Annotated in this window: 20 protein-coding genes; 16 read left to right on the forward strand and 4 right to left on the reverse strand. The window is 67.6% G+C overall.

Annotation, left to right across the window (positions count from 1 at the left end; genetic code table 11):
* The 6 genes from VF522_RS04100 to VF522_RS04125 all read left to right on the forward strand — a co-directional run.
* Nucleotides 1–352, forward strand: a 352-nt coding sequence (locus tag VF522_RS04100) for a VOC family protein (RefSeq protein WP_330906952.1), incomplete at its 5' end; no start/stop codon positions are given.
* A gap of 132 nt (nucleotides 353–484) precedes the next feature.
* A complete protein-coding gene (locus tag VF522_RS04105; protein WP_330906953.1) occupies nucleotides 485–2374 on the forward strand; it encodes an EAL domain-containing protein in 1890 nt (629 codons plus the stop codon).
* 139 nt (nucleotides 2375–2513) lie between these two features.
* On the forward strand, nucleotides 2514–4349 hold the full coding sequence (locus VF522_RS04110; protein WP_330906954.1) for an FAD-dependent oxidoreductase: 1836 nt from the start codon (nucleotides 2514–2516) through the stop codon (nucleotides 4347–4349).
* On the forward strand, nucleotides 4346–6166 hold the full coding sequence (locus VF522_RS04115; protein ID WP_330906955.1) for a 2-oxoacid:acceptor oxidoreductase subunit alpha: 1821 nt from the start codon (nucleotides 4346–4348) through the stop codon (nucleotides 6164–6166). Before VF522_RS04110 ends, VF522_RS04115 begins: the two co-directional genes overlap by 4 nt.
* Entirely contained in the window at nucleotides 6163–7218 is a 1056-nt protein-coding gene (locus VF522_RS04120; RefSeq protein ID WP_330906956.1) for a 2-oxoacid:ferredoxin oxidoreductase subunit beta, read from the forward strand. Before VF522_RS04115 ends, VF522_RS04120 begins: the two co-directional genes overlap by 4 nt.
* Before the next feature lie 68 nt (nucleotides 7219–7286).
* On the forward strand, nucleotides 7287–7727 hold the full coding sequence (locus VF522_RS04125; RefSeq protein ID WP_330906957.1) for a cyclic nucleotide-binding/CBS domain-containing protein: 441 nt from the start codon (nucleotides 7287–7289) through the stop codon (nucleotides 7725–7727).
* On the opposite strand, the gene VF522_RS04130 is transcribed toward VF522_RS04125, so the two are convergent.
* Nucleotides 7724–7999 carry a DUF2277 domain-containing protein gene (locus VF522_RS04130; RefSeq protein WP_330906958.1) on the reverse strand — a complete coding sequence of 92 codons (276 nt, stop codon included), beginning with the start codon at nucleotides 7997–7999 and terminating at the stop codon, nucleotides 7724–7726. The genes VF522_RS04125 and VF522_RS04130 overlap by 4 nt on opposite strands.
* Before the next feature lie 39 nt (nucleotides 8000–8038).
* On the opposite strand from VF522_RS04130, the gene VF522_RS04135 reads away from it, so the two are divergent.
* Nucleotides 8039–8437, forward strand: coding sequence for a VOC family protein (locus tag VF522_RS04135; RefSeq protein ID WP_330906959.1), 399 nt, complete (start codon nucleotides 8039–8041; stop codon nucleotides 8435–8437).
* On the opposite strand, the gene rsxB is transcribed toward VF522_RS04135, so the two are convergent.
* Nucleotides 8434–9090: an electron transport complex subunit RsxB gene (gene rsxB, locus VF522_RS04140; RefSeq protein ID WP_330906960.1), complete on the reverse strand. Its 657-nt coding sequence runs from the start codon at nucleotides 9088–9090 to the stop codon at nucleotides 8434–8436. The genes VF522_RS04135 and rsxB overlap by 4 nt on opposite strands.
* Nucleotides 9087–10457: a polyhydroxyalkanoate depolymerase gene (locus VF522_RS04145; protein ID WP_330906961.1), complete on the reverse strand. Its 1371-nt coding sequence runs from the start codon at nucleotides 10455–10457 to the stop codon at nucleotides 9087–9089. The genes rsxB and VF522_RS04145 overlap by 4 nt, the downstream gene beginning before the upstream one ends.
* 185 nt (nucleotides 10458–10642) lie before the next feature.
* Between VF522_RS04145 and ygiD the strand changes: the two genes are divergently transcribed.
* Nucleotides 10643–11488, forward strand: coding sequence for a 4,5-DOPA dioxygenase extradiol (ygiD, locus tag VF522_RS04150; RefSeq protein WP_330907016.1), 846 nt, complete (start codon nucleotides 10643–10645; stop codon nucleotides 11486–11488).
* Between the two features lie 65 nt (nucleotides 11489–11553).
* Here ygiD and VF522_RS04155 read toward each other — a convergent pair whose 3' ends face one another.
* Nucleotides 11554–12750, reverse strand: coding sequence for an amino acid aminotransferase (locus VF522_RS04155; RefSeq protein ID WP_330906962.1), 1197 nt, complete (start codon nucleotides 12748–12750; stop codon nucleotides 11554–11556).
* A 95-nt stretch (nucleotides 12751–12845) separates the two neighbouring features.
* Between VF522_RS04155 and uvrB the strand changes: the two genes are divergently transcribed.
* The 8 genes from uvrB (at nucleotide 12846) to hscA (ending at nucleotide 20656) form a co-directional block, all read left to right on the forward strand.
* Nucleotides 12846–14957 carry an excinuclease ABC subunit UvrB gene (gene uvrB / locus VF522_RS04160; RefSeq protein ID WP_330906963.1) on the forward strand — a complete coding sequence of 704 codons (2112 nt, stop codon included), beginning with the start codon at nucleotides 12846–12848 and terminating at the stop codon, nucleotides 14955–14957.
* Between the two features lie 35 nt (nucleotides 14958–14992).
* Nucleotides 14993–15475, forward strand: a complete 483-nt coding sequence (locus VF522_RS04165) for a low molecular weight protein-tyrosine-phosphatase (protein ID WP_330906965.1) — start codon at nucleotides 14993–14995, stop codon at nucleotides 15473–15475.
* Nucleotides 15476–15698: 223 nt separating this feature from the next.
* The gene (gene iscR, locus VF522_RS04170) at nucleotides 15699–16235 is read left to right on the forward strand and encodes a Fe-S cluster assembly transcriptional regulator IscR (protein WP_330906966.1); all 537 of its coding nucleotides are present in this window, start codon (nucleotides 15699–15701) and stop codon (nucleotides 16233–16235) included.
* Nucleotides 16236–16266: 31 nt separating this feature from the next.
* Nucleotides 16267–17487: an IscS subfamily cysteine desulfurase gene (locus VF522_RS04175; protein WP_330906967.1), complete on the forward strand. Its 1221-nt coding sequence runs from the start codon at nucleotides 16267–16269 to the stop codon at nucleotides 17485–17487.
* Nucleotides 17488–17515: 28 nt separating this feature from the next.
* Entirely contained in the window at nucleotides 17516–17932 is a 417-nt protein-coding gene (iscU, locus tag VF522_RS04180; protein WP_330906968.1) for a Fe-S cluster assembly scaffold IscU, read from the forward strand.
* 7 nt (nucleotides 17933–17939) lie between these two features.
* Nucleotides 17940–18263, forward strand: a complete 324-nt coding sequence (gene iscA, locus VF522_RS04185) for an iron-sulfur cluster assembly protein IscA (protein ID WP_330906969.1) — start codon at nucleotides 17940–17942, stop codon at nucleotides 18261–18263.
* A 4-nt stretch (nucleotides 18264–18267) separates the two neighbouring features.
* Complete coding sequence (gene hscB, locus VF522_RS04190; protein WP_330906970.1) at nucleotides 18268–18786, forward strand: Fe-S protein assembly co-chaperone HscB; 519 nt, start codon at nucleotides 18268–18270, stop codon at nucleotides 18784–18786.
* Between the two features lie 10 nt (nucleotides 18787–18796).
* Nucleotides 18797–20656 (forward strand): Fe-S protein assembly chaperone HscA, encoded by a 1860-nt coding sequence (hscA, locus tag VF522_RS04195; protein WP_330906972.1) that lies wholly within the window; start codon nucleotides 18797–18799, stop codon nucleotides 20654–20656.

The following is a 20656-nucleotide window of genomic DNA, read 5'->3' on the forward strand; positions in this document are numbered from 1 at the left end:
CGAGAACGTCGACGAGGACATCTGCGCCATGGGGCAGGGGCCGCTGAGGGTGGAAGTGGACCTGATGCAGCCGCTGGACCCGGAGAAGAAGCCGGCGGTGCACGCCACGCCGCTGAACCATGTGGGCCTCTGGATCGACGACCTGCCCAAGGCCGTGGAATGGCTGTCGGCGCAGGGCCTGCGCTTCGCGCCCGGAGGCATTCGCAAGGGTGCGGCCGGCTTCGACATCTGCTTCGTCCATCCCAGGGGCAACGAGGACTTCCCGGTGGGTGGCGAGGGCGTGCTGATCGAGCTGGTGCAGGCTCCGCCGGAAGTCGTTCGCGCCTTCGACGCCCTCGCGGCACGCGATTAGCGCACATTCGCCGCCGTTGGTTCCATCCCGGGTGCCGCCGGGAGGTTGGCGCGCGTGTCCTCTCGTCCGAGCCCGACAATGATCTGGATGTAACAAGGGGTGCGCGCGGGAATGAAGGGGGCACATCCGGTGATGGAGGGTCTGCGGCGGGGCGGCATCGAGCACGAAGGCGCGGCGCCCGTGGACGTGCCGCTGCTGCAGGCGGGATGGTCCTCCCTGTCCGACGCGGAATCGCGGGCGCTGTCGCCCGACGACATGCCCTGGGCCCATCGCTCTGCCTCGGTGCTTGCGGACTCCCCCCTCTTGCTCCTGGACAACCGCGGCCCCGACCTGGACGCCGCGAGCAGCTTCCTCGGCGCGCTCGGCTATCGCTGCCTGGCACACGTCCACGATCCGGTGGAAGCGCTGGCCGCGGTCCGGCGCGAGGCGCCCTGCCTGATCGTGCTCGTCATGCGAGCCCCGGTCCTCGCCGGCATGACCGTCCTTTCGGCGTTGCGGGAGGATCCCGTGCTCCGCCACGTGCCCACCGTGGTGCTCGACGCGACCGGCCACCCGCAGGCCATGCAGCGCTCCCTGGCAAGTGGCGCCGCGGATTGCCTCGAATGTCCCGTGGCCGCATCGGAGCTCGCGCTGCGCGTCCGCAACCTTCTCGCGGCGCACGCCTATCGCGAATACCTGGGCCAGCACGACGTGCTGACCGGGCTGTCCACCAGGGCGGCCTACCGCCAGGCTGCCGCCAACGTGCTCGCCGAATCCAGCGCTGGCGCGCTGCTGCTGGTCGGCGCCGACGGGCTCGCCGACGTGAACGACGCGCTGGGCCAGGGCGTGGGCGACCAGCTGCTGCAGCGGATCGCCAAGCGCCTCGGCAGCTGCGTGCAGACGGAAGCGGGCGGCGAGCTGAGTTCCGAACGGCACGACCCCATGCTGTTCCGCATGGATGGCGACGAGTTCGCGATCCTCGTTCCCCACATGGAAGGGGGGCACAGCACCGCCGCCTTCATCAACAAGGTGCTCGAAGACGGCACGGCGACCCTCCATCCGCACGGCCGGCCCGAGCTGTTCGTGACCTGCAGCATCGGCGTGTCGGTGTTCCCGCGGGACGGGGACGACCCCGAGACCTTGCTCCGCCACGCGAGCGTCGCCCTGCGGCAGGCGAAGGAGGCAGGAGCCCATCGCTACGAGTTCTACGCGCCGGACTTCGGCGAACTGGCGCAACGCCGCCTCGACCTGAGCGCCGAGCTGCGTCACGCCGTGCGCCGGGACCAGATCGAACTGCTGTACGCACCGGTGGTCGACCTGGCGAGCGGCCGGCTGGCGGAGGCGCAGACGATCGTCGCGTGGCGCCACGCCTCGGGCCGCGTGATCGCCGGCGACGAGCTGATGGACCTTGCGGGGCGGTCCGAGATGGACGTCACGCTCACGGAATGGATGGTGGAGCAGGCCCGCAAGCACATCCGCAACTGGCGTGCCGCGGGATTGCAGCCCGTGCCGCTGGGACTGAAGGCCTCCCTGGCGCACATGCAGGTGCGCGACCTCGTGCACCTGGTGCAGGCCGCGACCTCCTCGGGCATCGAGCCGCAGCTGCTGCACCTGCAGTTGCAGCAGCTCGGGAACCTGGCCGCGCCATCACCCAAGGACGCATCGGCCCTGGTCGCCCTGCGCAAGAAGGGCGTGCACCTGGCGCTGGATCGCTTCGGCGCCTGCGGCACCGTGGGCGATCTGCGGCGCCTGCCGTACGACGAACTGAAAGTCGACGGCTCGCTGTTCGACGACGTGGAGCGCGACGGATTCCAGCAGGCCATGCTGCTTGGCATCAACGACCTCGCGAAGCGGTTGCGCCTCTCTTCCGTCGCCTGCGGGATCGACACGCCGCGCAAGCTCGACTTCGTGCGCAAGCACGGCTGGGACCGGGCGCAGGGCACGCTGTTCGGCGAGCCGCTGGAAGGGCTCGCGTTCGCGGCCCGGTGGCTCACGCGCAGCGGCAAGCCGCAGCGCGTCTCGATCCCCGGCGAGCTCGCCTGACGGCCGCTGGCGCGGCGCGCATCGGCTGCGCCCGCCAAGTCCTCGCGCTAGTGGAATCCACCGAGTAGGCAGCCGCGCCGGTCGAGGCGTAGACTGGACCGCGGCCCCGCATCCGGGGCCGCCCGTTCAGGAGGCCTTCTTGCTGCCGACGAACATCGCCAACCCGGCGTACTTCCACAAGGTGGTGGACTGCCAGTGGGCGTGCCCCGCGCACACCCCGGTGCCCGAGTACATCCGCCTGATCGCCCAGGGCCGCTACGGCGACGCCTACATGGTCAACTGGGTCTCCAACGTGTTCCCCGGCATCCTCGGCCGCACTTGCGACCGCCCCTGCGAGCCAGCCTGCCGCCGCGGGCGGGTGGAGCAGAGCAACACGGGAGATCCGGAACCGGTCGCGATCTGCCGCCTGAAGCGCGTGGCGGCCGACATGAAAGAAGACATCCGCCACCGCCTGCCGCAGCCCGCCCCGCACAAGAACGGCAAGCGCATCGCGTGCATCGGCGCTGGACCGGCTTCGCTCACCGTGGCGCGCGACCTCGCCCCGCTGGGCTACGAGGTGACGATCTTCGACGGCGAGCGCAAGCCCGGCGGCTTCATGCGCACGCAGGTGCCACGGTTTCGCCTGCCGGAGGAAGTGATCGACGAGGAGACCGGCTACATCCTGGAGCTCGGCGTCCGGTTCGCCGGCGACCAGCGCATCGATTCGATGAAGTCGCTGATGGGGCAGGGCTACGATGCCATCTTCGTGGGCTGCGGCGCGCCGCGCGGGCGCGACCTCGAGATCCCCGGCCGGCGCGAAGCCGCGGCGCAGGTCCACATCGGCATCGACTGGCTGGCTTCTGTGTCCTTCGGCCACGTCACCTCCGTCGGCAAGCGCGTCATCGTGCTCGGCGGCGGCAACACGGCGATGGACTGCTGCCGTTCGGCACGGCGCCTGGGCGGCACCGACGTGAAGGTGATCGTGCGCAGCGGCTTCGAGGAGATGAAGGCCTCGCCCTGGGAGAAGGAGGATGCCATGCACGAAGGCATCCCGATCCTCAATTTCCACGTGCCCAAGGCTTTCGTGCACGAGGGCGGGCGTCTGGCCGGCATGCGCTTCGAGGTGGTGCGGGCCGAGTACGACGCGCAGGGCCGCCGCACGCTGGTGCCCACCGGCGAGCCCGATCCCTTCTTCCCCTGCGACGAGGTGCTGATCGCCGTCGGCCAGGAAAACGCCTTCCCGTGGATCGAGCGCGACTGCGGCATCGCCTTCGACCGCTGGGGGCTGCCGCAGCTGGATGCGGTGACCTTCCAGTCCACGGTGCCCAACGTGCTGTTCGGCGGCGACGCAGCGCTGGGCCCCAAGAACATCATCACCGCGGTGGCCCATGGCCACGAGGCGGCGATCTCGATCGACCTCCTGCTGCACGGCGGCGATGCACGGGCGCGGCCCGCGCCCACCGTCAACCTGATGTCGCAGAAGATGGGCATCCACGAGTGGAGCTACGACAACGCCACCTCGCTCGACGCCCGCTTCAAGGTGCCCTGGGCCCAGGCCGAAAAGGCGCTGGCCAGCATCCGCGTGGAAGTCGAGCTGGGCTTCGACGTGCCCACCGCCTTGCGCGAAGCGCAGCGCTGCCTCAACTGCGACGTGCAGACGGTGTTCAACCAGAACACCTGCATCGAATGCGACGCCTGCGTGGACATCTGCCCGATGGACTGCATCAGCTTCACGGCCGACGGCGAGGAGCCCGACTTGCGGCAGCGGCTGAAGGCGCCTGCGCTCAATCTCGCGCAGGACCTCTATGTTTCCGGCGAACTGAAAACGGGACGCGTGATGGTGAAGGACGAGGACGTCTGCCTGCACTGCGGCCTCTGCGCCGAGCGCTGCCCCACCGGCGCCTGGGACATGCAGAAGTTCCTGTTCAAGTCGGCGATGGCGGGCGGGGGCTGCCGCGATCACGCGTCGCACCGGTCTGCGGAGGTTGCAGCATGAACCGCATCGAAGCCGTCAACGACTTCGTCGTCAAGTTTGCGAACGTCAACGGCTCCGGTTCGGCCTCCGCCAACGAGCTGTTCGCCAAGGCCATCCTGCGCATGGGCGTGCCGGTGAGCCCGCGCAACATCTTCCCCAGCAACATCCAGGGCCTGCCCACGTGGTACGAGGTGCGGGTCAACGAGCAGGGCTGGCTCGGACGCCGCGGCGGCGTCGACATGATGGTGGCGATGAACCCGCAGACCTGGGACGGCGACGTCGCGGAGCTGTCGCCGGGCGGCTACCTCTTCTACGACAACACGCGGCCCTTGCCGCCCGCGGCGTTCCGGCCCGATATCAACGTGATCGGCATGCCGCTCACCGAGATCTGCAACGCGGTCTATTCCGATCCGCGCCAGCGCCAGCTGTTCAAGAACATCGTGTACGTGGGCGCGCTGTCGGTGCTGCTGGAGATCGACCCGGCGGAGATCGAGAAGCTGTTCGGCGAGCAGTACAAGGGCAAGGAGAAGCTGCTGGCGTCCAACGTGCAGGCGCTCCAGCTGGGGCGCGAATTCGCGCAGGAGCACCTGCAGCATCCGCTGGGCATCCGCGTGCGCCGCGCCGATCGCGTGGGCCGACGCATCTTCGTCGACGGCAACAGTGCGGCGGCTTTGGGCTGCGTCTACGGCGGCGCGACGGTCGCGGCCTGGTACCCGATCACGCCGTCGTCCTCGGTCGCCGAAGCCTTCCAGCGCTATTGCGGCCGGCTGCGGGTCGATCCCGACACCGGCCAGAACCGCTACGCGATCGTGCAGGCGGAAGACGAGATCGCCTCCATCGGCATGGTGGTGGGGGCAGGGTGGAACGGCGCGCGCGCCTTCACCGCGACGTCGGGCCCGGGCATCTCGCTGATGACCGAGTTCATCGGCCTGGCGTACTTCGCCGAGATCCCGGTGACCATCATCAACGTGCAGCGCGGCGGGCCTTCCACCGGCATGCCGACACGCACCCAGCAGGCGGACATCCTGGCCTGCGCGCATGCCTCGCACGGCGACACCAAGCACGTGCTGCTGTTCCCGGAGGACCCGCACGAGTGCTTCGAGCACGCGGCGCGCGCGCTCGACCTCGCCGACCGCCTGCAGACGCCGGTGTTCGTGATGACCGACCTCGACATCGGCATGAACCAGCGGCTGTGCGAGCCTTTCGAGTGGAAGGACGCCGTGCCCTACGACCGCGGCAAGGTGATGAGCGCGGCGGAACTGGAGGCGGGCAAGGACTTCGGCCGCTACAAGGACGTCGACGGCGACGGCGTGCCCTGGCGCACTCTGCCGGGAACGCACCCCACCAAGGGCTCCTATTTCACGCGCGGCACCACGCGCGACCCGTACGCCCGCTATTCCGAGCGCGGGCCGGACTACGTCTACAACATGGAAAGGCTGCTGCGGAAATTCCGCACGGCGGCCGGCCTGGTGCCGCAGCCGCTGGTGCGCCGCGCGAATGTCGAAACGCCGCTGGGCGTCCTCTACTTCGGCTCGACCAGCCCGGCGATGCAGGAAGCGCTGGAGGTGCTCGCCGCCGAAGGCATCCACCTCGACGCGATGCGGCTGCGCGCCTATCCCTTCCCCGACAGCGTGGCGGAATTCATCGCGCGCCACGAGCGGGTGTTCGTGGTCGAACAGAACCGCGACGCGCAGATGCGCACGCTCCTGATCAACGAGCTGGAGTTCGGGCCGGACCGGCTGGTGAAGGTGCTGCACTACGACGGCACGCCCATCACCGCCCGCTTCATCACCGAAGCCATCGGCGCGCACGTGGCTGCGCGGGAGAACGTCGGATGACCTACATCGCCAAGCCGCCGCTGCATCATCCGACGCTGGAGAAGAACCGCGTCGGCTACACGCGCCGCGACTACGAGGGCAAGATCTCGACGCTGTGCGCCGGCTGCGGCCACGACTCGATCTCGGCGGCGATCATCCAGGCCTGCTGGGAGCTGGACATCGAGCCGCACCGCGTGGCCAAGCTGTCCGGCATCGGTTGCAGTTCCAAGACGCCCGACTACTTCCTGGGCGCCTCGCACGGCTTCAACACCGTGCACGGCCGCATGCCCTCGGTGCTCACCGGAGCGAACCTCGCCAACCGCGACCTGCTGTACCTGGGCGTGTCGGGCGACGGCGATTCGGCGTCGATCGGCCTCGGTCAGTTCGCGCATGCCATCCGGCGCGGCGTCAACATGGCCTACATCGTCGAGAACAACGGCGTGTACGGCCTCACCAAGGGCCAGTTCTCGGCCACCGCCGACAGCGGCTCCAAGAGCAAGAAGGGCGTGGTCAACAGCGACAGCCCGGTGGACCTGGTGGCGATGGCGCTGCAGCTCGGCGCGACCTACGTGGCCCGCGGCTTCTCGGGCAACAAGGCGCAGCTGGTGCCGCTGATCAAGGGCGCGATGACGCATGGCGGCGCGGCCTTCATCGACGTGATCAGTCCCTGCGTGGCCTTCAACAACCACCCGGGCAGCACCAAGAGCTACGACTACGTGCGCGAGCACAACGAGGCGGTGAGCCGCATCGACTTCATCACCGGACGCGAGGAGATCACGGCCGAGGCCGCGCCCGGCGAAGTGGTGGACGTGCGCCAGCACGACGGCGCGCTGCTGCGGCTGCGCAGCCTGCATCCGGACTACGATCCGACTGACCGTTATGCCGCCATGGCTTTCATGCAGGCCCACCAGGCACGTGGTGAAATCGCAACCGGGCTGCTGTACGTGGACCCGCTCGCCACCGACCTGCATACCGCGCTGAACACCACCGCGCGGGCGCTCAACACGCTGGAGGCGCCGGAGCTTTGTCCCGGCGGTTCCGTGCTGGACAGGATCAACGCGTCCCTGCGCTGACCTTCGCAACGCGGCCCCTTCGTGCCGGGCTGCCTGTGCCTTGCAGTACACCTCGAGAGGAGGATGCCATGGCCGAACGCACCGTCTTCCAGTCCATTCCCAAGCGGCACGTGCTGAGCCTGGGCCCGCACGCCAACGTGTGGGAGGCCGCCTGCGCGATGACGCGGGCCAATTGCGGCAGCATCCTGGTGATGGAGCCGCCGGACAAGCTGGCCGGCATCGTCACCGAGCGCGACCTGATGACGCGCGTGCTGGCGCGTGCGCTCGACCCGAAGCTGACGACGCTGGCGCAGGTGATGACGCCGCATCCGCAGTGCGTGCCGCCGGAGACGAAGGTGTCGGACGCCGTGCTGATCATGCTGGAGCGCGGCTTCCGCCACCTGCCCATCGTGGACGCCGACCGCAAGATCCTCGGCGTGTTCTCGATCCGCGACGCGCTGCCGCGCGAGATCGGCGCGGCGCTCAACGAGGCGGAGTTCAACGAGCAGGTGAACGACGTCCTGGGTTAGCGTTCGACGGCGAAGCGGATCGCCGTTTTCGCCTTCGCCTTGGCGGCCTCGACTTCACGGTTGCGCGGCGGCGCCTGCGTGACCAGTGCCTCCATGAGCCGCCTCGCCGAGCCTGCCACTTCCTCGACGGCCCGATCGAAGGCTTCCGCGTTGGCTTTCGACGGCACGCTGAAGCCGCTGAGCTTGCGCACGAACTGCAGGGACGCATCGCGGATCTCGAGCTCGGTCGCCGGCGGCTCGAAATTGAAGAGGGTCTTGATGTTGCGGCACATGCGGGTCATGGTACCTTTTGCCGCTCGAAGGAGTGCATCGTGAAGCTGGATGCCCTGATGGTTCGATACATCGTCGACGACGTCGATGCGGCGATCGCCTTCTACACGCAGCACCTGGGGTTCCGGGCGCAGGCCCAGTCGGGCCCGTACTTCGCGATCCTCGAGCGCGAGAACCTGCAGGTGGTGCTGAGCCCGCCGCACGGGCCCGGCGGCGGATCGCAGCCGATGCCCGATGGCACGCGGCCCGCGCCCGGCGGATGGAACCGGATCATCGTGAAGACCGCGCGCCTGGACGCCGACGTGGCAACCCTGAGGAAGGCCGGCGTCAAGTTCCGCAACGACATCGTGTCCGGTCCCGGCGGACGTCAGATCCTGCTGGAGGACCCTTCGGGCAACCTGGTGGAGCTGTTCGAGCCCGCGGATCCGGCTGCCGGCTAGGACCCGGCGCGTTTCGCCCGCGCGCGCGCCAGCGCCGCCTCGATCACCGCCTTCTTGCGCGCGAGCTCCTCGCCTTCGGCGTTCTTGGTGAGCGCTGGCAGGTCAGCGAGCTTGGCGCGCGCCTTCGCTTCCATGCGCTCCGCGTGCTCGGCTTCTTCACGCACCTTGCGCGCCTGTCGCGTCTCGTAGCGCGCAAGGGCCTCGTCGGCCTGTTGCTGCGACCAGGCGTCCCAGCCGGTCCGCTCGCCGGTGATGTTCTCCAGCGTGATGCAGTCGACCGGGCAGACCGGCACGCACAGCTCGCAGCCGGTGCAGTAGGGCTCGATCACGGTGTGCATGCGCTTGTTGCCGCCGAGGATCGCGTCGGTGGGACAGGCCTCCAGGCACAGCGTGCAGCCGATGCACCAGTTCTCGTCGATCACCGCCATCTGGCGCGGACCTTCGACGCCGTTCTCCGGGTTCAGGGGCAAGGCCGTGCGTCCGCCGATCTGCGCGAGCCGCACGATGCCCTGCGCGCCGCCCGGCGGGCATTGGTTGATCTCCGCGTCCCCGCTCGCGATCGCCTCGGCGTAGCCGGCGCAATCCGGATAGCCGCAGCGCGTGCACTGGGTCTGGGGCAGGGCGGCGTGCAGCCGCGCCGCCAGCGCGTTCACTTGCGGCGGGCGCGTGCCGTGCTGGTGGCCCGCGCCTGGACCGGAGCCTTGCGCGCCGCGGCCACGGCCGCCTTGCGCGCCGGCTTGCCTTCGCCGGCGGCCGGCTCGTTGAATTTCAGGATGAAGTCGCGCACCTGCGGGTACACCACCTCGCGCCAGCGGCGGCCGCTGAAGATGCCGTAGTGGCCCGCGCCCTTCACCTCCAGGTGCTTCTGGCGCGCCTTGGGCACGTTGAAGCACAGGTGGTGCGCGGCCTCGGTCTGGCCGGCGCCGGAGATGTCGTCCAGCTCGCCTTCGATGGTGAAGTGCGCCGTCGTCGCGATGTCCTCGGGACGCACGCGCTCGAGCTTGCCTTCGGCATTGCGCACGTCCCAGGTGCCGTGCACCAGCCGGAACTCCTGGAACACCACCTCGATGGTCTCGAGGTAGTAGTCCGCGTCCATGTCGAGCACCGCGTTGTATTCGTCGTAGAACTTGCGGTGCGCTTCCGCGCTGGCCTCGTCGCCGACGATCAGGTGCTTGAAGTAGTCGTAGTGGCTCGAGAGGTGCCGGTCGGGGTTCATCGCCACGAAGCCGGAGTGCTGCATGAAGCCGGGGTACACGCGGCGGCCGGCGCCCGGGAAACTGGTCGGAACGCGGTAGATCACGTTGTTCTCGAACCATTCGTAGCTCTTGTTCATCGCCAGGTTGTTCACCGCGGTCGGCGATTTGCGGGCGTCGATCGGGCCGCCCATCATGGTCATCGTCAGCGGCGTGGTCTCGCCGCGCGAGGCCATCAGCGACACCGCGGCGAGCACCGGCACGGTCGGCTGGCACACGCTGATCACGTGGCAGTTGCCGTACTGCGCCTGGAGGTGGCGGATGAACTCCTGCACGTAGTTGACGTAGTCGTCGAGGTGGAAGGGCCCCGCTTCCAGCGGCACCATGCGGGCGTTGCGCCAGTCGGTGATGTAGACCTTGTGGTCGCGCAGCATCGCGCGCACGGTGTCGCGCAGCAGCGTGGCGTAGTGGCCCGACAGCGGCGCGACGATCAGCACGGCCGGCTGGCCCTTGAGCCTGTTGAGGGTGTCGGAATCGTCGGAGAAGCGCTTGAAGCGCCGCAGCTCGCAGAAGGGCTTGTCGATCTCGACCTTCTCGTGGATCGCGATGTCGACGCCGTCGATGGACAGGGTGTTGATGCCGAACTCGGGCTTCTCGTAGTCCTTGCCGAGGCGATAGATCAGGTCGTACGCGGCCGCCATGCGCTGCGCGAACGGGTTCTGCCCGAAGGGCGAGATCGGATTGCTGTAAAGCTTGGACGCCGCCTGCGCAAAATCGGCAAAGGGCTCCATCAGGGAGCGCTGTGCCTCGTAGATCTGGTAGAGCATGGGGAGTCCTGTTGTTGCAGTGCAATATACCAGTGGCGGAACAAGGCCGCACAAGGTAAAACTACGGATGAGTGGGATCCTGGACCGTTCGTCAGGCTCCTACAAGCTCGTCCGGGACAGTAGAGGAAGAAACGTTGAACAGGCGCAACTGGATCGCCGCCGCGGGCGCGGCGATCGCGGGGGGAATGCCCCTCATGGAATCGGCAGCGGCGGCGGCCGGGCTGCAATCGCTGGCGAAGAGCCCGCGCATGCCGGTGCTCTTCGTGGGGCACGGCAGCCCGATGAACGCCATCACGGACAACGAGTTCCGGCGCGCCTGGCAGGCGCTCGGGGCGGAGTTCGGGCGAACCCTGCCGAGACCGCAGCTCGTCCTGTGCGTGTCGGCGCATTGGTTCACCAAGGGCTGGTACCTCACCGGCATGCAGGAGCCCAGGACGATCCACGACTTCGGCGGTTTCCCCAAGGAGCTGTTCGCGCAGCAGTTCGCGGCCCCCGGCGCACCGGCCGTGGCCCGGCAGATCGCCGCCGGGATCGCCGAGCCCGAAGTGCGGCTGGACAAGAAGGAATGGGGTTACGACCACGGCACCTGGTCGGTGCTCAAGCCGATGTTCCCGGCGGCGGACATCCCCGTGCTGCAGCTCAGCATGGACTATTCGCGGCCGCCGGCGGAGCACTTCGCGCTGGGACGGCAATTGCGGGCGCTGCGCGATCGCGGCGTGCTGATCGTGGGCAGCGGCAACATCGTGCACAACCTGCAGGCCACGCGGCGCGAAGCGGGACCCATGCAGGCCTATGACTGGGCGTACCAGTTCGATGCGGTGATCGCGAAAGCGATCGAGCAGGGCGCCTTGAAGGAGCTCGTCGATTTCCAGAAGCTCGGATCGGTGGCGCAGATGGCGCATCCGACCTATGACCACTACCTGCCGCTGCTGCATGCGGCCGGAGCGGTGGAGGCCGGGGAGAAGATGCGCTTCTTCAACGACCGCTTCCAGTCGGGGTCGATCTCGATGCGGTCGGTGGTGTGGGGATGAAAAAAGCGGCCAGTGGCCGCTTCCTCCGATGCCCTGGGCCCCCGCCTGCGCGGGGGTGACGGGTCTTAAACCACCTTCGAAATCGACTCGACCACGTAGTCGATGTTCTTGCTGTTCAGCGCCGCCACGCAGATGCGGCCGCTCTCGATGCCGTACACGCCGAACTCGTTGCGCAGCCGGAGCATCTGGTCCTTGTTCAGGCCCGAGTAGCTGAACATGCCGACCTGCTGGGCGATGAAGCCGAAGTCGCGCTTCACGCCCTTGGCCTTGAGCTTTTCCACCAGGGCCAGGCGCATTTCCTTGATGCGGATGCGCATCGCGGCCAGTTCCTTTTCCCACAGGGCGCGCAGTTCCGGCGTGTTGAGGATGGTGGCCGCGACCTGGCCGCCGTGCGTGGGCGGGTTGCTGTAGTTGGTACGGATCACGATCTTCAGCTGCGACAGCACGCGGGTCGCTTCTTCCTTGTTCTGGCACAGCACCGACAGGGCGCCGACGCGCTCGCCGTAGAGGCTCAGGCTCTTGGAGAAGGATGTGGAGACGAAGAAGTCCTCGCCGGAAGCCACGAACTTCTGCACGGCCAGGCCGTCTTCGGCGATGCCCTGCGCGAAGCCCTGGTAGGCCATGTCGAGGAAGGCGACCAGCTTGCGCGCCTTCACGGCGGCCACCACCTGGTCCCATTGCGCCGGGGTCATGTCGTAGCCGGTGGGGTTGTGGCAGCAGGCATGCAGCACGACGACGGTGCCGGCGGCCGCGGCGTTCAGCGCGGTCAGCATGGCATCGAAGTCGATGCCGCGCTTCTCGGCGTCGTAGTACGGGTACGTGCCGACCTCGAAGCCGGCGTCGCGGAAGATGCCGCGGTGGTTTTCCCAGCTCGGGTCGCTGATCAGGGCCTTGGCCTTGGGGTTGAGCTTGTGCAGGAAGTCGGCGCCGATCTTCAGGCCGCCGGTGCCGCCCAGGGCCTGCACGGTCGCGACGCGGCCGGCCTTGACGGGCTCGGATTCGGCCCCAAATACCAGTGTCTTGATGGCCGCGTCGTATGCCGCGATGCCGTCGATGGGCAGGTAGCCGCGCGCTGCGTGGGCCGCCATCATCTTCTCTTCGGCCTTCTGCACGCACTCCAGCAGCGGCAGCTTGCCGTTGTCGTCGTAGTAGACGCCGACGCCGAGGTTCACCTTCTTCGGGTTGGTATCGGCAACGAACTGCTCGGTGAGACCCAGGATCGGGTCACGGGGCGCCATTTCGACGGCGTTGAAGAGAGACATGGGGTTCCTTGGGATGCGGTGGCAAGAACTCCCGGCCTGTTGTACTCTGGCCGGCTGCCCGCAATTTTAATGGGTCGATTTCAGTACTTTCCCGAATGAGCGCAATTCCCGAGGCCGGCGAGGCCCAGCAGGACGAAAAAAAGGGCCGGTTCGTCACCTTTCCCGATTCCCCGTTCGAGCTGTTCGAACCCTATCCGCCCGCCGGCGACCAGCCGCAGGCCATCGAGAAGCTGGTCGAAGGGGTGAACGACGGCGAGGTCTTCCAGACCCTCCTGGGCGTGACGGGCTCCGGCAAGACCTACACCATGGCCAACGTGATCGCTCGGCTGGGCCGGCCCGCGATCGTATTCGCGCCGAACAAGACGCTGGCGGCGCAGCTGTACTCCGAGTTCCGCGAGTTCTTCCCGAAGAACGCGGTGGAGTACTTCGTGAGCTACTACGACTACTACCAGCCGGAAGCCTACGTCCCGCAGCGCGACCTGTTCATCGAGAAGGACAGCTCGATCAACGAGCACATCGAGCAGATGCGGCTGTCGGCCACCAAGAGCGTGCTGGAGCGGCGCGACACCGTGATCGTGGCCACCGTGTCCGCCATCTACGGCATCGGCGCCCCCGAGGACTACACGCAGATGCGTTTCATCGTGCGGGTGGGCGACAAGATCGGCCAGCGCGACGTCATCGGCCAGCTCATTCGGATGCAGTACAACCGCAACGAGCAGGACTTCTCCCGCGGCACCTTCCGCGTGCGCGGCGACACGATCGACATCTTCCCGGCGGAACACAGCGAGCTCGCGATCCGCGTCGAGCTGTTCGACGACGAGATCGAGACGCTGCAGCTGTTCGACCCGCTCACCGGCCGCATCCGGCAGAAGGTGCCGCGCTTCACGGTCTATCCGTCCAGCCACTACGTGACGCCGCGCGAGAAGGTCGTGTCCGCGGTGGAGTCGATCAAGCTGGAACTGAAGGACCGGCTCGACTTCTTCGTGTCGCAGGGCAAGCTGGTGGAGGCGCAGCGGCTCGAACAGCGCACCCGATTCGACCTGGAGATGCTCGCCGAACTGGGGCACTGCAAGGGCATCGAGAACTACACGCGGCACCTGTCCGGCGCGCCGCCGGGAGCGCCGCCGTCGACGCTGACGGACTACCTGCCCAAGGACGCGATGATGTTCCTGGACGAGAGCCACCAGATGATCGGCCAGCTCAATGGCATGTACGCCGGCGACCGCGCGCGCAAGGAGACCCTGGTGGAGTACGGCTTCCGGCTGCCCTCCGCGATGGACAACCGGCCGCTGAAGTTCGCGGAATTCGAGACGCGCATGCGCCAGGTGGTCTTCGTCTCGGCGACACCGGCGGACTACGAGAAGACGCACGCGGGCAACGTGGTGGAGCAGCTGGTGCGTCCCACCGGCCTGATCGACCCCGAGGTGGAAGTGCGGCCGGCCACCCACCAGGTCGACGACGTGCTGCAGGAGATCCGCCTGCGGGCGGACAAGAGCGAGCGCGTGCTGGTCACGACGCTCACCAAGCGCATGGCGGAACAGCTCACCGACTACCTCAGCGAGAACGGCGTGAAGGTGCGCTACCTGCACAGCGACATCGACACCGTGGAGCGGGTGGAGATCATCCGCGACCTGCGGCTGGGCCAGTTCGACGTGCTGGTGGGCATCAACCTGCTGCGCGAGGGCCTGGACATCCCCGAGGTGTCGCTGGTGGCGATCCTGGACGCCGACAAGGAAGGCTTCCTGCGCGCCGAGCGCTCCCTGATCCAGACGATCGGCCGCGCCGCGCGCAACCTGAACGGCAAGGCGATCCTGTACGCGGACCGGATGACCGACTCGATGAAGAGGGCCATCGACGAGACGGAGCGCCGCCGGGCCAAGCAGGTCGCGCACAACGAGGCGCACGGCATCACGCCGCGCAGCATCCAGAAGCAGATCCGCGACCTGATCGACGGCGTCTACAGCGAGAAGGCGAGCAAGGAACAGGAGAAGCAGGAACTGCAGCGCGCGATGGTCGAGGACATGTCCGAGAAGGACATCTCCAGGAAGATCAAGCAGCTGGAAAAGCAGATGCTGGAGCACGCCCGCAATCTCGAGTTCGAGAAGGCCGCGCGGGTGCGCGACCAGCTCGCGTTGCTCAAGGAACAGGCCTTCGGCGGGTCCGCGCACGACAATGTCGTGCCGATCGACGCTGCGAAGAAGAAATAGACTTCGTCATTCCCGCGAAGGCGGGAATCCAGAGCATGAAACGCTTTGCTGTCTTGTTCTGCTGCATGGGCAACATCTGCCGCAGCCCCACGGCCGAGGGCGTGTTCCGTCACGTCGTCCGCGAAGCCGGCCTCGCGGACCGCATCCACATCGACTCGGCCGGCACGCACGGCTACCACGTTGGTTCACCGCCGGACGAGCGCAGCAAGCATCACGCGAGCCTCCGCGGGTACGACCTGTCCCAGCTGCGCGCGCGGCAGGTCGCGGCCCCGGACTTCGAGCGCTTCGACCTGCTGCTGGCGATGGATTGGGAAAACCTCTCCCTGCTGGAAGAGGCGTGCCCGCCCGAACACAGGCATAAGCTCAGGCGATTGATGGAGTTCGCCCCGGAGGGACTCAGCGACGTGGTGGCCGATCCGTACTACGGCGGGAAGCAGGGCTTCGAGACCGTGCTCGATCACATCGAGGCCGCGAGCGAAGGCCTGTTGCGGCACATCCGCCGCGAGGCCGGCATCTGAGACAATGGTGCACCGCAGAAAAACCTGAGTACCCGAGAGAGGCACTGGGGTTTTCTGGTATACTTGACCGAAACAGTCAGGAACCCAAGAGAAAGTCAAGAACCGCCGGCGCGAGGTTGCCGGCCGAGGGCCGGCAACCAAGCCGGAGCATGGGTGGAGACGGCCTGTCGTGGCAGGGTGCCCGGCAGGCAAAGGAACAGCAAGCCAGCAAAAGGAGCTAGCGATGCGTCTCACTACCAAAGGCCGCTTTGCGGTCACCGCGATGATCGATCTGGCGCTGCGCCAGAACAATGGTCCCGTCACCCTGGCGGCGATCAGCCAGCGCCAGCAGATCTCGCTGTCGTACCTGGAGCAGCTTTTCGGCAAGTTGCGCCGGCACGAACTCGTCGAGTCCACCCGGGGCCCGGGCGGCGGCTACACGCTGGGCCGCAAGGCTGCGGAGATCACCGTGGCCGACATCATCGTGTCCGTCGACGAACCGATCGACGCCACCCAGTGCGGTGGCAAGGAAAACTGCCAGGGCGACGGCGGCCGCTGCATGACGCACGAGCTGTGGGCCGCGCTGAACCAGCGCATGGTGGAGTTCCTGGATTCGATCACCCTGCAGAAGCTGGTGGACGACCAGCTCGCCAAGGGCGTGCAGATCGAGGACAAGCCGCAGACCAAGCGCGCGATCTCCAGCGCGCCGGTGGTCAAGCCCATTCGCGTGAACGCGCCGAACTCGGTGTTCGCGCTGGGCAATACCTTCGCCAAGCAATAACGCAACGCCTGCCAGCAGAAGAACGCCAGCAATGGACATGACGCCCCATTTCCCGATCTACATGGACTACGGCGCGACGACGCCGGTCGACCCCCGCGTGGTCGACGCCATGATCCCCTGGTTGCGCGAGCACTTCGGCAACCCGGCTTCGCGCAGCCACGCCTGGGGCTGGGAGGCCGAGGAAGCCGTGGAGAAGGCGCGCCAGCAGGTGGCCGACCTGATCGGGGCCGACCCGCGCGAGATCGTCTGGACCTCCGGCGCGACCGAGTCCAACAACCTCGCGCTCAAGGGGGCGGCCCACTTCTACAAGACCAAGGGCAAGCACCTGATCACGGTGAAGACCGAGCACAAGGCCGTGCTCGACACCATGCGGGAGCTGGAGCGCCAGGGCTTCGAGGTGACCTACCTCGAGGTGCAGGAAGACGGCATGCTGGACCTGGAGGCGTTCAAGGCGGCCATCCGCCCGGACACCATCCTGGCCTCGGTCATGTTCGTGAACAACGAGATCGGCGTGATCCAGGACATCCCGGCGCTCGGCGCGATCTGCCGCGAGAAGGGCGTTCTGTTCCACGTCGATGCCGCGCAGGCCACGGGCAAGGTCGACATCGACGTGACGAAGCTGCCGGTCGACCTGATGAGCCTGGCTTCCCACAAGACCTACGGTCCCAAGGGCATCGGCGCGCTGTACGTGCGCCGCAAGCCGCGCGTGCGCCTGGAAGCGCAGATGCACGGCGGCGGTCACGAGCGCGGCATGCGTTCGGGCACGCTGCCCACGCACCAGATCGTGGGCATGGGCGAGGCCTTCCGCCTCGCCAAGGAAGAGATGCACAAGGACCTGGACCACGCCCGCAAGCTGCAGCAACGGCTGCTCAGTGGCCTGAAGGACGTGGAGCAGGTGTTCATCAACGGCAACCTGGAGCACCGGGTGCCGCACAACCTGAACATGAGCTTCAACTTCGTCGAGGGCGAGTCGCTGATCATGGGCATCAAGGGCCTGGCGGTGTCTTCCGGATCCGCTTGCACCTCGGCTTCGCTGGAGCCCAGCTACGTGCTGCGCGCCCTGGGCCGCAGCGACGAACTGGCGCACAGCAGCCTGCGCATGACGATCGGCCGCTTCACGACCGAAGAAGAAATCGACTACGCGATCACGACGATCAAGCAGAACGTCACGAAGCTGCGCGAGCTGAGCCCGCTGTGGGAGATGTACCAGGACGGCATCGACATCAGCACGATCCAGTGGACCGCCCACTAAGAGACAAGAGAGATCCAGGAGTACAGACATGGCCTATTCGCAGAAAGTCGTCGAGCACTACGAGAACCCGCGCAACGTCGGTTCTTTCGCCAAGGGCGACGAGTCGGTCGGCACCGGCATGGTGGGTGCGCCCGCCTGCGGCGACGTGATGAAGCTGCAGATCAAGGTGAACCCGTCCACCGGCGTGATCGAGGACGCGCGCTTCAAGACCTACGGCTGCGGTTCCGCCATCGCTTCCAGCTCGCTCGTGACCGAGTGGGTCAAGGGCAAGACGCTGGACGAGGCCGCATCGATCAAGAACGCGCAGATCGCCGAGGAGCTCGCGCTGCCGCCGGTGAAGATCCACTGCTCGATCCTCGCCGAGGACGCCATCAAGGCGGCCGTCGAGGACTACAAGAAGAAGCACCCCGTCGCGGCCGCCGCCGGCGCCGCGCAGGAGGCCTGACCGAGCGATGACTGTGACGCTGACCGAAGCCGCGGCGCGGCACGTCAACCGCTACCTTGCCAAGCGCGGCAAGGGCGTGGGCGTGCGCCTCGGCGTCAAGACCACGGGCTGCTCGGGCCTCGCGTACAAGCTCGAGTACGTCGACGAAGTGGCGCCGGAGGACATCGTGTTCGAGAACCACGGCGTGAAGCTGCTGGTGGACCCGAAGAGCCTGGCCTACATCGACGGCACCGAACTCGATTTCGTGCGCGAGGGCCTCAACGAGGGCTTCCGGTTCAACAACCCGAACGAACGCGACCGCTGCGGCTGCGGAGAGTCTTTCCGCGTCTGAGCCGGTGAACCTGCACTACAGCGATTTCGAGTTGTTCGGCCTGCCTCAGCGGTTCGCCCAGGACCAGGGAGCGATAGCCGAGCGATGGAAACAGCTGCAGCGCGAAGCGCATCCGGACAGGTTTGCCGCCCAGGGCGCCAGCGCCCAGCGGGCGGCGCTGCAGTGGTCCGTGCGCATCAACGAGGCCTACCAGCGCCTGAAGGACCCGCTGAAGCGGGCCAGCTACCTCTGCGAGCTGCTCGGCGCGCCGATCGAAGCCCACAGCAACACCGCCATGCCGCCCGACTTCCTCATGGAGCAGATCGAGTGGCGCGAGGCATTGGACGAAGCGCAGGCGGAAGACGAGCTCGAGGAGCTGTCGGAGCGCGTCACGCAGCGCCGGCGCGAGATGCTGGCGCAGATCGGCCAGCTGCTGGACCTGGAGGCGGACCCTCCCGCCGCGGCGCAGCAGGTGAGAGCCCTCATGTTCATCGAGCGCTTTGCGCACGACATCGAGTCCCGGCTCGCACAGCTGGGACAATAGCGGGCTGACCATGTCCCTGCTGCAGATTTCCGAACCCGGCGCCTCGCCGGACCCCCACCAGCGCCGCATCGCCGTCGGCATCGACCTCGGCACGACGCATTCGCTGGTGGCTGCCGTGCGCAACGGCGTCTCCGAATGCCTTCCCGATGGCGATGGCCGCGTGCTCCTGCCCTCCGTGGTGCGCTACCTCGGCGAGGGCCGCCGCCAGATCGGCCACGACGCGCAGGCCGCGCAGGCCGAGGACCCCGAAAACGCCATCGCTTCGGTGAAGCGCTTCATGGGCCGCGGCCTGGCGGACATCGCCAACCGCGAGAAGCTGCCGTACCGCTTCGCCGAACATCCCGGCATGGTCACGCTGCACACGCGCGAAGGCGAGAAGTCCCCGGTGGAAGTCAGCGCCGAGATCCTCGCCACGCTGCGCTACCGCGCCGAGGACACCTTCAACGACGACCTGTACGGCGCGGTGATCACCGTCCCCGCCTATTTCGACGAAGCGCAGCGCCAGGCCACCAAGGATGCCGCGCAGCTTGCGGGCCTGAACGTGCTGCGCCTGATCAACGAGCCCACCGCCGCCGCGATCGCCTACGGCCTGGACAACGGCAGCGAAGGCATCTACGCGGTGTACGACCTCGGCGGCGGCACCTTCGACATCTCCATCCTGCGCCTGTCGCAGGGCGTATTCGAAGTGGTGTCCACCGGCGGCGATTCCGCCCTGGGCGGCGACGACTACGACCGCGCGCTGGCCGACTGGCTGCTGCATCGCGCCAGCCTGCAGGCCGAGACGCCCGCGGAAAAGGCCACGATCAAGATGCTGGCGCGCCAGGTGAAGGAGCGCCTGTCGGACGAGGAGGCCATCACCGTGCCGGTGCAATTGGGTGGCCGCTCGGTCGAAGTGCGCGTGTCGCGCAACGACTTCGAGCTGGAAACGCGCGACCTCACGGCCCGCACCATGGGCGCGGTGCGCAAGGCCTTGCGCGACGCGAAGCTGGCGAAGGACGAAGTGCAGGGCGTGGTGCTGGTGGGCGGTTCCACCCGCATGCCGCAGGTGCGCCGCGCCGTCGCGGAGTTCTTCGGCCGCGATCCGCTGGTCAATCTGAACCCCGACGAGGTCGTGGCCCTGGGCGCCGCGATCCAGGCCAACCAGCTCGCCGGCAACAACCCGCAAGGCGACCTGCTGCTGCTGGACGTCATCCCGCTGTCGCTGGGCATCGAGACCATGGGCGGGCTGGTCGAGCGCATCGTGCCGCGCAACGAGACCATCCCGACCGCCAAGGCGCAGGACTTCACCACCTTCAAGGACGGCCAGACCGCGATGGCGATCCACGTGGTGCAGGGCGAGCGCGACCTGGTGGCCGACTGCCGCAGCCTGGCGCGCTTCGAGCTGCGCGGCATCCCCCCGATGGCGGCGGGCGCGGCGCGCATCCGCGTGACCTTCACCGTCGATGCCGACGGCCTGCTGAAGGTGTCGGCGCGCGAGCAGAGCACCGGCGTCGAGGCGCAGATCGCCGTGAAGCCGTCCTATGGACTGTCCGACGAGCAGATCGCGAAGATGCTGAGGGAAAGCTTCGCCACCGCCGAAGCGGACATGAAGGCGAGGGCGCTGACCGAGGCCCGCGTCGATTCCGAACGCATGCTGCTGGCCACGCAGAGCGCGCTGGATGCCGACGGCGACCTCCTGGAGCCGGAAGAGCGCCGCGCCATCGAGCAGCTCGTGGCGAGCCTGCGCGAGACCGTGAAGCACAGCGAGGATGCCGCCGTCGTCGAAGCTGCCGTCCAGGCGCTCGCCAAGGGCACGGAAGCCTTCGCCGCGCAGCGCATGAACGAGGGCATCCGCAAGGCCCTGGCCGGCAAGAATCTCGAAGCCATCTGA

The organism is Ramlibacter sp. (assembly GCF_036383835.1).
Taxonomy (GTDB): Bacteria; Pseudomonadota; Gammaproteobacteria; order Burkholderiales; family Burkholderiaceae_C; genus Ramlibacter.

Bases quoted from the DNA above. Each gene is read 5' to 3' on its own strand.
- uvrB (WP_330906963.1), top strand. From the start codon at position 12,846: ATGAGCGCAATTCCCGAGGCCGGCGAGGCCCAGCAGGACGAAAAAAAG.
- VF522_RS04165 (WP_330906965.1), top strand. From the start codon at position 14,993: ATGAAACGCTTTGCTGTCTTGTTCTGCTGCATGGGCAACATCTGCCGC.
- VF522_RS04145 (WP_330906961.1), bottom strand. From the start codon at position 10,457: ATGCTCTACCAGATCTACGAGGCACAGCGCTCCCTGATGGAGCCCTTT.
- VF522_RS04155 (WP_330906962.1), bottom strand. From the start codon at position 12,750: ATGTCTCTCTTCAACGCCGTCGAAATGGCGCCCCGTGACCCGATCCTG.
- VF522_RS04175 (WP_330906967.1), top strand. From the start codon at position 16,267: ATGGACATGACGCCCCATTTCCCGATCTACATGGACTACGGCGCGACG.
- VF522_RS04105 (WP_330906953.1), top strand. From the start codon at position 485: ATGGAGGGTCTGCGGCGGGGCGGCATCGAGCACGAAGGCGCGGCGCCC.
- iscA (WP_330906969.1), top strand. From the start codon at position 17,940: ATGACTGTGACGCTGACCGAAGCCGCGGCGCGGCACGTCAACCGCTAC.
- ygiD (WP_330907016.1), top strand. From the start codon at position 10,643: ATGCCCCTCATGGAATCGGCAGCGGCGGCGGCCGGGCTGCAATCGCTG.
- hscA (WP_330906972.1), top strand. From the start codon at position 18,797: ATGTCCCTGCTGCAGATTTCCGAACCCGGCGCCTCGCCGGACCCCCAC.
- VF522_RS04130 (WP_330906958.1), bottom strand. From the start codon at position 7,999: ATGTGCCGCAACATCAAGACCCTCTTCAATTTCGAGCCGCCGGCGACC.
- VF522_RS04125 (WP_330906957.1), top strand. From the start codon at position 7,287: ATGGCCGAACGCACCGTCTTCCAGTCCATTCCCAAGCGGCACGTGCTG.
- iscR (WP_330906966.1), top strand. From the start codon at position 15,699: ATGCGTCTCACTACCAAAGGCCGCTTTGCGGTCACCGCGATGATCGAT.
- VF522_RS04115 (WP_330906955.1), top strand. From the start codon at position 4,346: ATGAACCGCATCGAAGCCGTCAACGACTTCGTCGTCAAGTTTGCGAAC.
- VF522_RS04120 (WP_330906956.1), top strand. From the start codon at position 6,163: ATGACCTACATCGCCAAGCCGCCGCTGCATCATCCGACGCTGGAGAAG.
- iscU (WP_330906968.1), top strand. From the start codon at position 17,516: ATGGCCTATTCGCAGAAAGTCGTCGAGCACTACGAGAACCCGCGCAAC.